General features: G+C 72.4%; 14 protein-coding genes. 5 read left to right on the top strand and 9 right to left on the bottom strand.

Going from position 1 to position 14186, the window contains the following annotated elements:
* Both L2I40_RS08530 and L2I40_RS08525 read right to left on the bottom strand, forming a co-directional pair.
* Window positions 1–816: pseudouridine synthase (locus L2I40_RS08530; RefSeq protein ID WP_237214483.1), on the bottom strand; the 816-nt coding region annotated here is incomplete at its 3' end.
* Window positions 813–1529 (bottom strand): gamma-glutamyl-gamma-aminobutyrate hydrolase family protein, encoded by a 717-nt coding sequence (locus L2I40_RS08525; RefSeq protein ID WP_237214482.1) that lies wholly within the window; start codon window positions 1527–1529, stop codon window positions 813–815. The genes L2I40_RS08530 and L2I40_RS08525, both read right to left, overlap by 4 nt.
* Before the next feature lie 44 nt (window positions 1530–1573).
* On the opposite strand from L2I40_RS08525, the gene L2I40_RS08520 reads away from it, so the two are divergent.
* A complete protein-coding gene (locus L2I40_RS08520) occupies window positions 1574–2023 on the top strand; it encodes a nucleoside deaminase (protein WP_237214481.1) in 450 nt (149 codons plus the stop codon).
* A 58-nt stretch (window positions 2024–2081) separates the two neighbouring features.
* Window positions 2082–3161, top strand: a complete 1080-nt coding sequence (locus L2I40_RS08515; protein ID WP_237214480.1) for a sensor histidine kinase — start codon at window positions 2082–2084, stop codon at window positions 3159–3161.
* A 5-nt stretch (window positions 3162–3166) separates the two neighbouring features.
* Here L2I40_RS08515 and L2I40_RS08510 read toward each other — a convergent pair whose 3' ends face one another.
* Window positions 3167–4060 (bottom strand): DUF1835 domain-containing protein, encoded by an 894-nt coding sequence (locus tag L2I40_RS08510; protein ID WP_272910948.1) that lies wholly within the window; start codon window positions 4058–4060, stop codon window positions 3167–3169.
* 29 nt (window positions 4061–4089) lie between these two features.
* On the bottom strand, window positions 4090–5088 hold the full coding sequence (locus L2I40_RS08505; RefSeq protein WP_237214478.1) for a tripartite tricarboxylate transporter substrate binding protein: 999 nt from the start codon (window positions 5086–5088) through the stop codon (window positions 4090–4092).
* A gap of 214 nt (window positions 5089–5302) precedes the next feature.
* Between L2I40_RS08505 and L2I40_RS08500 the strand changes: the two genes are divergently transcribed.
* A complete protein-coding gene (locus L2I40_RS08500) occupies window positions 5303–6745 on the top strand; it encodes a mannose-1-phosphate guanylyltransferase/mannose-6-phosphate isomerase (RefSeq protein WP_237214477.1) in 1443 nt (480 codons plus the stop codon).
* Window positions 6746–6767: 22 nt separating this feature from the next.
* Entirely contained in the window at window positions 6768–8906 is a 2139-nt protein-coding gene (locus tag L2I40_RS08495; protein WP_237214476.1) for a glycosyltransferase, read from the top strand.
* A 29-nt stretch (window positions 8907–8935) separates the two neighbouring features.
* Here L2I40_RS08495 and L2I40_RS08490 read toward each other — a convergent pair whose 3' ends face one another.
* The 5 genes from L2I40_RS08490 to L2I40_RS08470 form a co-directional block, all read right to left on the bottom strand.
* Entirely contained in the window at window positions 8936–10669 is a 1734-nt protein-coding gene (locus L2I40_RS08490) for a polysaccharide biosynthesis/export family protein (RefSeq protein WP_237214475.1), read from the bottom strand.
* 46 nt (window positions 10670–10715) lie between these two features.
* On the bottom strand, window positions 10716–11786 hold the full coding sequence (locus L2I40_RS08485; protein WP_237214474.1) for a capsule biosynthesis protein: 1071 nt from the start codon (window positions 11784–11786) through the stop codon (window positions 10716–10718).
* A gap of 103 nt (window positions 11787–11889) precedes the next feature.
* Window positions 11890–12540 carry an ABC transporter ATP-binding protein gene (locus tag L2I40_RS08480; protein ID WP_272910947.1) on the bottom strand — a complete coding sequence of 217 codons (651 nt, stop codon included), beginning with the start codon at window positions 12538–12540 and terminating at the stop codon, window positions 11890–11892.
* Between the two features lie 3 nt (window positions 12541–12543).
* Window positions 12544–13359 carry an ABC transporter permease gene (locus L2I40_RS08475; RefSeq protein WP_237214473.1) on the bottom strand — a complete coding sequence of 272 codons (816 nt, stop codon included), beginning with the start codon at window positions 13357–13359 and terminating at the stop codon, window positions 12544–12546.
* Window positions 13356–13811, bottom strand: coding sequence for a hypothetical protein (locus tag L2I40_RS08470; RefSeq protein ID WP_237214472.1), 456 nt, complete (start codon window positions 13809–13811; stop codon window positions 13356–13358). The genes L2I40_RS08475 and L2I40_RS08470 overlap by 4 nt, the downstream gene beginning before the upstream one ends.
* A gap of 97 nt (window positions 13812–13908) precedes the next feature.
* Here L2I40_RS08470 and L2I40_RS08465 point away from each other — a divergent pair.
* On the top strand, window positions 13909–14186 hold a 278-nt coding region (locus L2I40_RS08465), incomplete at its 3' end, for a hypothetical protein (protein ID WP_237214471.1).

Here is a 14186-nt window from a genome sequence, read left to right as displayed (position 1 = left end):
CGGCGGCATCTTCGGCGCGGCCGGCGGCTCCGGTGTGACGGGCGCCTCGGCGGCGCGCCGCCGCGCCGGCTTCTCGCCGATGCCGAGCTGGTCGCGCAGGATGCGCGGATGCACCTCCTCCACGCCGCCGCGCGGCAGCGCGCCGAGCTGGAAGGGACCGTAGGCGACACGGATCAGCCGTGTCACCTGCAGGCCGAGATGCGCCATCACGCGCCGCACCTCGCGGTTCTTGCCTTCCTTGAGGCTCACGGTGAGCCAGGCATTGGCCCCTTGGCGCGAATCCAGGCCGGCCTCGATCGGACCATAGGCGACGCCTTCGATCGTGACGCCGCGCGGGAGGCCAGCCAGCGCCCGTTCGTCCACCGGGCCGTGCACGCGCACGCGGTAGCGGCGCAGCCACCCGTTGGACGGCAGCTCCAGCCGGCGGGCCAGCTCGCCGTCATTGGTCAGCAGCAGCAGTCCCTCGGAGGTGATGTCGAGACGCCCGACCGACACGACGCGCGGCAGGCCTGGCGGCAGCTTCTCGAACACCGTGGGGCGGCCTTGCGGGTCGCGATGCGTCGTCACCAGCCCGTCCGGCTTGTGGTAGCGGAATAGGCGCGTGCGCTCCGGCGCGGCGACCGGCTTGCCCTCCACCGTGACGCGGTCGCCCGGGGCGACGAAGGTGGCGGGCGTCTCGACGGTCTTGCCGTTGAGCTTGACCTTCCCCTCGGCGATCAGCCGCTCCGCATCGCGGCGGGACGCGACGCCGGCACGGGCGAGGTGCTTGGCGATCCGCTCGCCGCGACCGGGGTCGTCGTTCTCCGGATCGCTCATCGTGACGCCGCCCGCACGAAGGCCTCGAAGATCGCCGGATCGCGCGGGTCCACCGCATATTCCGGGTGCCACTGCACGCCGAGGGCGAAGCGGTAGCCGGGATGCTCGACGCCCTCCACGACGCCGTCCGGCGCCCGGGCATTCACGACGGCCCCCTCGCCCGGCGTCGCGACCGCCTGGTGGTGCGCGCTGTTCACGGCAAGTCGGCTCGCGCCGACGATGGCGGCGAGGAGCGTGTCGCCCGCGACCTCCACCTCATGGCCCGGCTCGGTGCGCGGGTTCGGCTGTTCATGCGGCAGCGCGCCCTCCACCTCATCCGGGATGTGCTGGATCAGCGTGCCGCCGAAAGCGACGGCGAGCAGCTGCTGCCCGCCGCATATGCCGAGGACGGGCATGTCGCGGGCGAGCGCCGCGCGCACAGCCGCGAGCTCGAAATCGGTGCGGCCCGGCTTCAGCGTGACCTTCGGATGCGGCGGCCCGCCGCCCCAGAGGGCGGGATCCACGTCGAAGGCGCCGCCCGTCACGAGCAGCCCGTCCAGCCGGTCCAGATAGTCGGCGGCGAGTTCCGGGTGATGCGGCAGGGCCACCGGAAGACCGCCGGCCTCCACCACGGCGCGGAAGTAGTTCTGCCGGAGGGCGTACCAGGGCAGCCTGGACCAGCCGCCGGCGGGTTCCGCGTCCAGGGTAACGCCGATGATCGGGCGGGAGGCCATGTCCGTTGCTAGACCTGCGCGCCGTGTCGCGGCAAGCATCCGGCATGAATCCGATGGATATCGCGCTGGAGGAGGCGCGCGCGGCGGCGGCGCGCGGCGAGGTGCCGGTCGGCGCCGTGGTTACGGGTGTGGACGGCGCCGTGCTGGCGCGCGCCGGCAACGAGGTCGAGGCGCGGCGCGATCCGTCGGCCCATGCCGAGATGCTGGCACTGCGCGCGGCGGCATCCGCTTCGGGCGACAAGGTACTGCCCGGGGCGACGCTGTGGGTCACGCTGGAGCCCTGCGCGATGTGCGCCGCGGCGATCAGCTTCTTCCGGCTGCGCCGAGTGGTGTTCGGCGCCTACGATCCGAAAGGCGGGGCCGTGGAGCACGGCCCTCGCTTCTTCGCCCAGCCGACCTGCCACCACGCGCCCGAAGTCGTGGGCGGCATGCGGGAGCGGGAGGCCGGCGAACTGCTCCGCTCGTTCTTCGGCGCGCTTCGCCAAGGGGACTGACCAGTTCACGAATCCGCCAGGGCGCGAGCGCGCCCCCGGCGGCGCCGTTGGGCAGGCGATGCCCCAACGGACGAAGCTCGCCCGGATCCTGAAGCGGTCGCGCGCGCTGCCTGGCTGGCTCCGTTACCTGCTGACCGTCCTCCTTGTCGGCGCCGCGGCCGGGCTGCGGCTCGCCGTGGACCGGGAGCCGCTCGGCTATCCGTTCGGCCATCTTCTGGTCACCGTAGTGCTGGCGGCTGCGCTGTTCAACCACGGCGCCGGCCTGCTGGCGACGGGCTTGTCTGCCGTGGTCGGCGTCCTGCTCCACATGCCTCCGTCCGGGTCCCTCGGCCTTCCGTCAGGGCGCGAGGCGGTGGCCCTTGTGCTGTTCCTCGTCACGGCGCTCACGATCACCGTGGTGATGGAGGCGCTCCATCGGGCCGTGGCGAACCTTGAGCGCGCGCAGTTGGCGCTGATCCGGGCGGAACAGGCGCGACGCCTGATCCTGCGCGAGTTCCGTCACCGCACGCGGAACGATCTCGGCTCCCTCGTCGGGTTGCTGATGCTGCGTGCCCGCGTCGCCCCCTCGGACGCCGCGCGGGAGGCCCTGCGCGAGGCAGCCGACCACGCGCTGGCGCTGGCGCGGGTCCATGCGCGGCTCGCGCTCGACGAAGGGCTGGATCGAGATGCCGAGCGGGTCGAGGTGTGCACGCGGGATTTCGTGCATGGGCTGTGCGCCGACATCGAGGCGGCGCAGTTCGGCCAGGGGCTCCGGCCGGTGCGGCTGGCCGCGGCGGCGGACGCGCATGTCATCTCGGCCGAGCGCGCAGTTCCGCTCGGGCTCGTGCTGAACGAGACGGTGACGAACGCGCTGAAATACGCCTTCCCCGAGGACCGCCCCGGCCTCGTCGCCATCCGCTTCACGCGGGAGGAGGATGTCTTCGTGCTGCACGTCGCGGACGACGGCATCGGGCTGCCGCCGGAGGGCGAGTTGGAAGGCGCGCCACCCGGCGCCCCGGCGCGCGATGCCGGGCTCGGCACGCGGCTGCTGCGCGCGCTCGCCGCGCAGCTACGAGGACGCTTCGACCGGCGGCCGGGTGACGATGGCCGCGGCACGGTGGCGGAACTGCGCTTCCCGGTGGTGGAGCCGGGCCGGTAGCCGAGCTAGCGCTCCACCACACCGCCGAAGCGAGGATCCCAGCGCCATGGAGACTGCGGGCCGACGGTGACGCCGCCCTGGAACCTTGGGCCGGGGACATGCCGTGCCTCGCCGTTCAGCACGGCGAGGCCCCGGGCGGAGAGACGCCATCGCTCGCCGGGCTCGATGAGCCGCTGAGCGCCCTCCGCGAGCCGCGCGACATGGTCGCGCAGAATGAGGTCCGTGAGGGCAAAGACCGCATCCGCCGCGTGCACCGCCGCCATCGCCGCCGGAAGGCAGTCGGCGCCGCCCGCCACGGCACGCAGCACGAGCCGCTCGGTCAGCGAGAGGCCGTCGGTGGTCCAGGGCAGATCCTGGAGGTGGCGCCGCAACGCCGAGGCGAGATGCGGGAGGGGCAGGGACCGGCGCCAGAGCGCATCGAGGGCACGCGGATCCTCCGCCGCGAAGGCGGCCCAGGCCTCGGCGCATGTCTCGATCTGCAGGCGCGCCAGCGGTTCGGGGGCGAGCGCCGCGAGTTCGGCGTCGGCCAGTTCGGGGAAGCTGCGCACGCCGTCGGCCGGCATCAGGAAGAGGCGGCCCTCGAGCGCACGCCGATCGGCCAGCAGCGACAGCACGCGCAGCAACGCGGACTGGTCCCAGAGGTCGTGCTCGAACCACAGGAAGACGCGATGAAAACGCGAGAGGCCGTTCAGCGCGGCGTACTCGGCCCCGAGGCGCAGCCGCACATCCGCGAGCGCGGCGCCGTAATGGGCCGCGACGAACCGCGCCCGGCGCGCGAGATAGGTCATAAGGTCGCTCTCGCCGACCGGGCCCTGGCAGACCGGGTCGGCGAAGGCGAGGTACTCGCCCGCCCGGCCCGCCGCCGGCAATCGCTGCCGAAGGTCGTCGCCGGGCCTGATGTGCGCGTCGCTCAGGTCAGAGCCTCTGGTCAGAGCCGGAGGCCGAGGCGGCGGATCATCTCGCCCTCCTCGGCAAAGGTGCGGCGGGCCAGCGTCGCGTAATCCTCCGGCCCGAGATACATCGGCTGCATGTCGAAGCGGTCCAGGACCGCGACGTGGGCGGGGTCGAACAGCGCCTCGCGGAAGGCATCGTGCAGGACGCGCACCACCTCCGGCGCCATGCCGCGCGGACCCGCAAGGCCATAGGGCGAGATCGAGACGATATCGACGCCGCTTTCACGCAGGGTCGGCACGTCCGGGAAGCGCTTCGCGCGCTCGGCCCCCCAGGTCGCAAGCAGGCGAAGCCGGCCGGACTGCACCAGGTCCGCCCAGCCCGAGCTGTCGGCGCTGGCCTGGATCTGGCCGCCGAGCAGCGCCTGCGCGTTCTCCGCCCAGCCGCGGAAAGGGACATGGGTCCACTCGATCCCGCGGCCTCCGGCGATCTGCTCCATGGTGATGTGCAGGGAGGTGCCGACGCCGGGCGTGCCGTAGTTCACGCGGCCGGGGTTGGCCTTCGCATAGTCCAGGAACTCGGCCAGCGTCCGCCACGGCGCGTCGGCGCGCACCACAATGCCGAACAGGTATCCGGTCACGTGGATCACCCAGGTGAAGTCCTCGAGCGGGTTGAACAGCGCCCGCTGCGCCATCTGCGGGTGGCGGAAGACGCTGATCGGCATCTGCGCGAGGACGTGGCCGTCCGGGCGTTCCTGCAGCAGCTGCTGCGCGGCGAGCACGCCGCCGGCGCCAGGTCGGTTCTCGACGATGACGGGCTGGCCGAGGCGGCGCGATGCCTGATCGGCCATAGCCCGCATCTGGATGTCGGTGGTGCCGCCGGCCGCCCATGGCACCAGCAGGCGCACGGCCCGGTCCGGGAAGCGGGCCGGCTGGGCATGGACGCCAGGCGCGGCGAGCAGCGCCCCGGCGCCGAGCAGGGCGGAGCGGCGTCGGAGCAAGGCGCGGAAGGCCCCGGGAGCGCGGTTGCGGGTCATGTACGTTCCTCAGAGTGCCGGCTTCGCCACCGGCTTCCGCCTCATGATGCGAAGCGGCGAGGGAGGGGGCAACAGGGGCAGGCCTCCACTTCGGCATACGTGAACCGCCGGGCGGGCGAGCCGCAAGGAAGGGCGATCCGTCGCTTGCCTTTCTTTTTCCCCATGGCTGCGACATACCCGCGGCGGTTCGACTTCCCTCGACGGAACACGCCTCATGTCCACAGCCCCCGCCGCGCAGATCGTGCCTGTCATCCTGTCGGGCGGCACCGGCACGCGGCTCTGGCCCCTCTCGCGCGAGGGCTATCCGAAGCAGTTTTGGCCTCTCGCCTCGCGCCTGACGATGCTGCAGGACACCGCATCGCGGGCCCGCGGGACGGGGTTCGCTCCGCCCATGGTGGTCTGCAACGACGCGCATCGCTTCCTCGTGGCGGAGCAGATGCGCGAGGCGGGTGCCGACGATGCGCGGATCGTGCTCGAGCCGATGGCGCGGAACTCGGCGGCGGCCATCGCGGCCGCGGCGGTGATCGTGGCCGCCGATCAGCCGGATGCCGTGCTGTGGATCCTCGCAGCCGACCACGCAGTCGCGGATGTGCCGGTCCTGCTCGGCGCGCTGGAAGCCGCCGCCGCGGCGGCACGCGCCGGCCGCATCGCGACCTTCGGCATCAAGCCGATCCGTCCCGAAACCGGCTATGGCTACATCGAGGCAGGCGCCGAGGTCGCCGGAACGGCCGCGGCCGGCCACGCGGCACGCGAGGTCGCGCGTTTCCTCGAGAAGCCGGACGCCGCGACCGCGCAGGGCTTCGTCGCCGGGGGACGGCACCTGTGGAACAGCGGGATGTTCGTCGCCACCGCCCGCACGCTGCTCGCGGAGCTTGAGGCGCATGCGCCGGCGGTCCTTGCCGCGGTCCGGAGGGCGGTGGAGGGCGATTCGCGCGACCTCGGCTTCATCCGACTCGGCGCCGCCTTCGCGGATGCCCCCTCGATCTCGATCGACCATGCGGTGATGGAGAAGACAGGGTTGGCCGCCGTCGTGCCCTGCGATCCCGGCTGGTCCGACGTCGGCGCATGGGACTCGCTCTGGGACATCGCGCCGAAGGATGCCGCAGGGAACGTCGCCAGCGGCCCGGTCTCGCTGCTCGACTCGCGGAACTGCCTCGTGCGGTCCGAGGGCATCCTCGCCGGCGTCGTCGGCCTCGACGACGTCGTGCTGGTCGTGACCGACGACGCGGTGCTGGCGTGCCGGCGCGACCGCGCGCAGGACGTGAAGAAGCTGGTGGACCAGCTCAAGGCGCAGGGCCGCAAGGAGGCGACGGAGCACCGCAAGGTCTACCGGCCCTGGGGCAGCTACGAGGGGATCGCGCTCGGCAACCGCTTCCAGGTCAAGCGCATCACGGTGCGGCCCGGCGCCAAGCTGAGCCTGCAGAAGCATTTCCACCGGGCCGAGCACTGGGTGGTGGTCGGCGGCACGGCGATCGTCGAGCGCGACAAGGAACGCATCCTGCTGCGCGAGAACGAGAGCGTGTACCTTCCGCTCGGCTGCGTCCACCGCATGGAGAACCCGGGCATGATCCCGCTGACGATCATCGAGGTGCAGTCCGGCCCCTATCTCGGCGAGGACGACATCGTCCGCTTCGAGGACACCTACGGGCGCAGCTGACAGCGCAGCAGCCGGGGGCGCGGTGGAGCCGGGGGCCAGGAAGCAGAGCGGGCTGCTGGCGCGCGCCGATGCATGTCGTGACTCGGGCGACTGGGCGGGCGCAGCAGAGCTCTACGCCGCCTGGCTCGCGCGCGACCCGCAGGACGCGGCGATCTGGATCCAGCACGGCCATTGCGTGAAGGAGGCGGGCGACCCCGCCGCGTCGCTCGACAGCTATCGGCGCGCGGCAGAACTGCGCCCTGACGATGCCGACCTCGCCGTGCAGCTCGGACATGCCTGCAAGCTGACCGGCGACCTTCCGGCGGCCCGCGCCGCATATGCGCGGGCGCTGGAGCTGGCGCCTGCGAACGAGGCCGCATGGCGGGAAGTGGTGGCGCTAGCGGCCGCCGGGGTCGAGGCCCCGGTCAGCGACCATGGCGGGTTCAGCCTGCTCGGCGATCCGCGTCTCGCCTTCGACGTGTCCGACCTGCTGTCCTGGTTCGGCACGCATCGCGCGCCCAGCGGGATCCAGCGCATCCAGATGGAGATCGGCACGGCGCTGCTGGCGCCGGATGCGGCCGTGGCGGCGCTGCGGCTCGTGTTGTTCCGGCCGGACCGAGGCACCTGGCGCGAACTGCCGCGCGAGGCCTTCCGGCGCCTCTGCGCCCTGGCGCGCAGCGGCGGCGACCCCGCCGAGGCGGCCTGGCGCGCGACGCTGGGTGAAGTCGGCGCGATGCTGGATGCCGCGCCCGACCTGCATCCGCTCGACGCGGAGTGGCTGGTCAATCTCGGGACGTCCTGGCAGTTGCCGGGCTATCATCAGGCGGTCCGCGCGGCGCGCGGCACGACCGGGCTGCGCTACGCAGCGCTGGTGCACGACATCGGCCCGCTGACGATGCCGGAGCACAGCGAACCCGAGACGACGGTCCGCTTCGCGCGCTGGTTCGCCTCGCTCGGGCTCGAAGCCGACCTGCTGCTCGCCGTATCGGCGGCGACGCGGGACGAGATGCTACGGCTGGCCGCGGACGAGTTGCGCGTCGTGTCCCTCGCGCCGGTTCGGCTCATGCGCCCGGATGCGAGGCCCGCCGCCGCTTCGGCCGGGGCGGAAGCAGAGGCTGCGGCCCCGCCAACACGGCCCTACACTCTCTTCGTCGGCACGATCGAGAGCCGCAAGGACCACCTGTTCGTCCTGAACGCCTGGCTCGCAGGCTGGCGCCGGCATGGCGACGCCTGGCCGATGCTTGTCCTGGCCGGGCGCGCGGGCTTCGGCGCCGAGCACGCACTCGCGCTGCTGCGGGACGCGCCCGGGCTGCGCAGCCACGCGCTCTGGATCGCGGAGGCTTCGGATGCCACCGTCGCGGCGCTGCGGCGCGACGCGCTGTTCGCCATCTACCACTCGCGCCACGAAGGCTGGGGCCTGCCGGTGACCGAGGCGCTGGCATCGGGGAAGGCGGTCGTGGCGCCGGCTCTGCCGGCCCTGATGGAAGCCGGTCAGGGCCTCGCCTTGCATTACGCCCCAGGCAGCGAGCCCGAGTTCCTTGAGCACGTCGAGCGACTTGCCTTCGATCCCGCGTTCCGGACGGAGCAGCAGGCGCGAATTGCCGCCGCAGTCAGCCTGCGCAGCTGGCGCGCGGTGGCGGACGACCTCCTCCGGTCGCTGTCTGAGGCGCGCGGCGCCTCTCGCGCGGCGGCCGAGGTGCCGCCACTCGGCACGGTGCACGACCTGCGCGCGGGACGCTCGTCACGCCCCAGCCTCGCCACGGCCTGGGCAGAGATGCTCCGGGTCGGCGCCGGATGGCATGCGCCGGAGGCCGAGGGATGCCGGACGCGGCCCGGATGCGCAGGCTTGATGCTGCCGCTGCCCGAGGGGGTGGCTGGCCCCCTTCGCCTGCACGTCGCGCTTCGCGGGGCGGAGGCGCCACGGCGGGTCACCTTGCGGCTCGGTCGCGCGCAGCGTCGGGCCGTCGATGTCGAGGCGGGTGCCCGCATCGTCGTAGTGCTGGAGGTCCTCGAACCGGGCCCGGTCGCCGAGGTGACGATCGAGGTCGCGCCGCCGCCCGACGATCCGGCACCGGAGATCGGCATCGGCGTCGTCGCCGTGATGGCCTGCGCGCCGCACGACAGCGCGGCGCGCCTCGCCTTCCTGGAGACGCTCGCCCTCGTCTGGCCCGAGGTCGCTTGAACGGGGCGGCAGACGCCGCCCCGTCCCGTTCAGTTGAAGAAGACCCGCGCCGACAGCGCCGTCTGGAAGATCAGGTTGAACAGGTCGCGCGTCAGCTGGAAGTTCTTCGGATCCAGCCGCGGCAGCGCGATCAGCTCGTCGCCGGGCTGCGGCGGCTCGGTCGGCTCGAGGACCAGCTCGCCGCTGGCGCGTCGGATCATCAGGGCGTTGTCCTCGCCGCGCTCGGCGAAGCCGCCGGCCGCGCGGATGAACTCCGCCACCGTCATGTTCGGCCGCCAGACCACCGCCTGCGGCGCGCGGACCTCACCGGACACCAGCACAGTCTCGACACGCTCGGGGATGACGATGGTGTCGCCGTCCTGCAGGCGGATGTCGGCGCAGCGTCCCGTGCGGTCCATCACCACGAGGCGGCCTTCTGGCTGCGTCCGCCTGGCGCGCTGGATGTAGTTCGTGACGAGATTGGCCTCGGAGGCTCGCACTTCGGCGACGCCGGTGGTGGCGGAGACGGTCAGGAAGAGCTGACGCTCCAGCCGGTCGAGCGCCTCGTTGATGATGCGCTGCTGCTGCAGCGCCAGCCCCGGGCGCAGCAGGAAGACGCCGCGCGTATTAGCCAGCCTGGGGTCCACCTCGACATGGTCGAGCAGGGTGCAGAGCGTGGCGTCGCGGGAGGCGATCAGGACCGACGGGCCGATCCGGCTGCCCTCGATGCTGACGCGGACCGTCGGCGCCGGGGCGTCGGTGATGAAGCTGACGGTGTCCTGGTCCATCAGCTGTTGCGAGGCGAGCTCGCGCACCGTGACGTAGCGGGCGAAAGGCTGGCCATTGCGGGTGCCGCGGATCACCGCGTTCGTCGCCGCGGGCAGTGGCGCAGCGAGGCGGATCAGCTCGGCGCCCGACATGGTGCGGCCGGAGACCTCGAAGAGGAAGTTGTTGCGCACCGCGCCGTCGGCGCCGACCATGGCGCCCTGCGGGGCAACGATCACGGTGTCGCCCTGCTGGAAGGTGACGTCGGGCAGGCTGCCGGTGAGCAGGAAGCGGTAGAGATCGACCCGGGCGACGTCGCGGCCGCCGCGGCGGATGATGACGTCGCGGTACGACCCGCGGCCGGGATCCACGCCGCCGGCACGCGCGAGGAAGTCGAGGACGCTGTCGGAGCCGGAGCCGAGGTGCCGCCCCGGCAGCCGGACGAAGCCGGTGACGAAGACGCCGACCGAGCCGGTGGACACGACCATCGCGTAGATCTGCACCTGCTGGGCGTAGATCCGGCGCACCTCCGCCTCCACCACGCGCTGCACGTCGCCGGCGCGGGTGCCGGCGAGACGGATCGGGCCGACCTGCGGCAGGAAGACGTTGCCGTCGTTGTCGATCGGGGCGACCACGTTGCCCTCGACGAAGCCCCAGACGGTGATGGAAACGCGGTCGCCGGGGCCGAGCACGTAGTTCGGGTTCGGCGCCTCGGTCCGGGCAGGGATGCCGCGGGTGAACAGCGTCGCGCCGAAGACGGCGGTGGCCGGCCCCGCCACGCGGCCCGGCTCGCCGAGCGGCCCCACCGCCGTGGGTCCGCCTTCGGCGGCCGTCGCGGTACCCTGGCGCTGGATGACCGGGTCGTTGCGCTCGAGCAGTCCGTCCGCGAGCGGCGCCGTGCCGCCGGGTTGCAGCGGGGTCGGCTGCACCGGCATCGGCGCGCTGGGCCCGCGCATCAGCACGCGCCCCGGCGCGTTCGGCGCGGCGATCTGGGCCAGGACGGGGCCGGCGAAGGCCACGCCCGCAAGAGCCAGGCAACCTAGTCTGAAGGATCGCAGTGCCATCTCAGTTCGCATGCTCGCGTGCGCTGACCACCAGCAGCCAGCCGATGCCGAACAGCACCGAGAGGCTGATGAAGACCGTGAAGGTGTTGAAGGTGCCGCGCGGGTAGCGCGGCCATTCCGGCAGGTGCGGATCCGCCACCCGCATGATGAACACCTGCTGGCGGATCGCATCCGACCTCGCCTGCTCGAGCGAGGTGACGGCGGAGGCAAGCTGGCGGTCGGCAAGCTGCCGCTCGAGTTCCAGCCGCTCGAAGGAGGCGACCTGCTGGGTCAGCGCCTCCTCACCCCGCGTGACGCGCTGGCGCTCGGCGGCGATCTGCGCCTGCAGCGCGGCGATCCGGTTCTGCAGAATCTGCAGCTGCGGGTTGTCGGGCCGCATGAAGGCGCGCCGCTCAGCCAGTTCGGTACGGGCCTGGGCGAGCGTGTTGTTGAGGGCCGCGAGCGTGCTCATGGCGCCGGTCGCGGCCGCCTGCGGGTCGAAGGCGGCCTCGCGCTCGCGGAAGGCGATCAACGCCTCGCGCGCGGCAAGCACGCGCGCTTCGGCCTTCTCCACATCCTCCTGCGCCGCGCGCATCGTGTCGGCGATCGAACGGGCGGAGAAGGTGTTGACCAGCGTCTCGGACGCCTGGAGCAGGCGCGCCGCCAGGCCTTGCGCGTCCTCCGGACGATAGGCCTGGACGCGCAGTCGCAGGACCGCGGTTTCCGGGTCGAACTCCGCCATCACGCGGCGACGCCAGTACCAGAGCAGCCATTCCGCCTGCGGCTCGCTCCACCAGAGCCGCGACAGCGCATCCGCCTCCGGAACGCGCCACAGCCCGACGATGTCGGTGTCTCGGCGGATCGCCGCGACGGCCGCATGGCTGTCGATGTAGGCGAGGACCGCGCGCGCCTCCTCCATGGCCGGCCGCGAGGTCGCGAAGGCGCCCGCCATGCCGCCGCCGCGCCCGTCGGCGCCGGCTCCGGCGGAGGCCATCGCGCCGCGGTTGCGCACGACGAAGCTCGCCTCCGACTCGTACAGCGGAGCCGCGACGAAGGCGTAGTAGGCGGCGAGGATCGCCGTCGGCACCAGCACGAGCAGCGCGAACCACCGCCCGATGCGCGAGGTGCGGCGGCGCCGGCTTGGCGGGGGAGGCAGCCGGGCGGCGGACGGCTCGACGCCGCTCGCCGCCAGCGGCTCAGAGGGCCTCGTAGGTGGCGATAGCTTCATCGAGGTCCTCGAAGAACGTCAGGTAGCCGTCATGCAGGATGGCGGCAGTGCGGCAGAAGGTGCGGATGTGGACGGCGCTGTGGCTGACCATCACCACTGCCCGGTCCCGAAGCCGGGTCTCGAGCGCAAGCTGCGTGCGCTCGATGAAGCGATGGTCGCCGACGCTCGTCGCCTCGTCGATCAGGTAGCAGTCGAAGTCCATCGCCATCGACAGCCCGAGCAGCAGCCGCGACATCATGCCGGCCGAGTAGGTGGCGACCGGCATGTCCATGTAGCTGCCGAGCTCGGCGAAGTGGTCCACCGCCTCCACGAGCTCCTCCGGATCGAGGTCGTAGATGCGCGCGACGAAGCGGGCATTGTCGGACCCGGTGAGCTGGGAATGCACGCCGATGCCGTGCGCGAGCGGCCAGGACACGGTCATGCGGCGCTCGATCGCGCCGCTCGACGGATACTCGACGCCGCCGAGCAGGCGGATGAGCGTGGACTTGCCGGAGCCGTTCCGCCCGAGGATGCCGAGCCGGTCGCCGGGCCGGATCACCGCGGTGGTGTCGCGCAGGATCCAGCGCCGGCCGAAGCCGCGGACCGCATAGAACTTGCTGACGCCGTCCAGCAGGATCATCGGCTAGAACTCGAGCCGCGGGCGCACAGCGCGCAGCGCGGCGAGGCCCAGCAGGTTCACGATGCCGACCCAGAACACGACGTAGCCGATATCGAAGTAGCTTGGCAGAAGGTGCCCGAAGAAACCTTCGCGCACCATCTCGTGGATGTGCGCCTGCGGATTCCAGAGCAGCACCGCGCGGATCGACGGGTCCAGGGAATGCAGAGGGATCAGCGCGCCGGATAGCGGCAGCGACAGGTAGACCAGCGGATGGATCAGACGCTCCGCGATCTCGGACGCGGCGGCGGCGGCGGCGGCGCAGAGGCCGAGACCATGCGCGAACAGGAACAACAGCACCAGCCCGACGAGCAGGATCGGGATCGAGTTCGGCAGCAGGTCGGCCCAGACCGCGACGCCGAACACGATCAGCGCCATGATCGTGATGATCGCGGCGAATTCGAGCGCGTGCCGGGCGAGAACGACGTCCAGCAGCTTGATCTGCTGGTGGTAGAGCAGCGTCATGTTCGCCTGCAGCGTCCCCGGCGCGCGGGAAACGATGGCGCGGAAGGTGAAGTAGGGCAGGTAGCCGACCAGCGCGAAGACGAAGATCGGAATGCCCGGATACGGGTTGGTGGGCGCGAAGGCCCACCTGATCGTGGCGATCGCACCGGCCAGCAGCAGCGGCTCCAGGAACAGCCACAGGAAGCCGAGCTGGTTCCGACCGAACCGGGTCTGCATCTCGCGCAGGAGAAGCGCCTGGATCACGCGCAGCTGCAGCCGCGCGCCGCGCAGCGTGCGCGAGACGCCGCCCGGGTCGCCGAGGCGGCTTGCGCCGCTCACGGACGCCCCGCGACGGCGCCCGGCAACAACGGTCGCGCGGAGGACCAGCCCGCATCCCCCAGGCAGACGAGTTGCGAACGCTGCGACATGCCGGCGCCGACCAGCACCTCGCGGCATTCACGTCCGCTCGCGGCATGGTAGCTGCGCAGCAGGCGCACATTCGCGGGCTGGCCATCGGCCAGGAGGATCCGGCTCTGCGTGCCGGGCGCCGCCTGGGCCGCGAAGGCGGCGATCGGATCGGCGGGCGGGGCGAGATCCGGACCGACCGCGCGGACCGGACCTTCGGCCTGGCCTCCTCCGCAGGCGGCCAGAAACACGGGAAGCGCCAGGGCCGGGCCAAGGCGCCGAGCGCCGGCACACAGCCGCCGGACGGAAGCGGATAAGGGGCGAGTCATCGCCGCGGACCCTAGCGGAAGCGCGGAGTCGAGGCAAAACGGTATGACGAAGCGCAACAGTATCCGCGCACCGGTTGCTGCACCGCTGCCGGTTGTCCTCGTTGTCGCGTAGTCTAGTCCGGTGCCGGACCTTCCGCTCCGATCGCTGTCCGCCGTGACGCTGCCCACCGGGCTGCTTGCGCGCTGGCCGCACCTCCCCGCCTTCTGGCCCGGGCGCGAGGTGCGCGGCGGGCCGGACGCCGCGCACCTGCCCTTCGCGCAAGGTCCGTTCCGGCCGCCGCGGCTCGGGGGGCGGCAGATGCCGGTCGCGCTGGTCCTTGGCGAGCCTCCCGACCCGCTCGCAGCGGCGCTGGCACACCCTGCGACCGATCATCGCGCGATCCCTGGCGTCCTGGCGCGGATCGCCGGCGAGCGCATCGGAGATCGGAAGAG

The sequence above is a fragment of the Falsiroseomonas oryziterrae genome (assembly GCF_021864505.1).
Lineage (GTDB): Bacteria > Pseudomonadota > Alphaproteobacteria > Acetobacterales > Acetobacteraceae > Falsiroseomonas > Falsiroseomonas oryziterrae.
The sequence above is the reverse complement of the archived record's forward strand: the minus strand, read 5'-3'. Positions and strand labels throughout refer to the sequence as shown.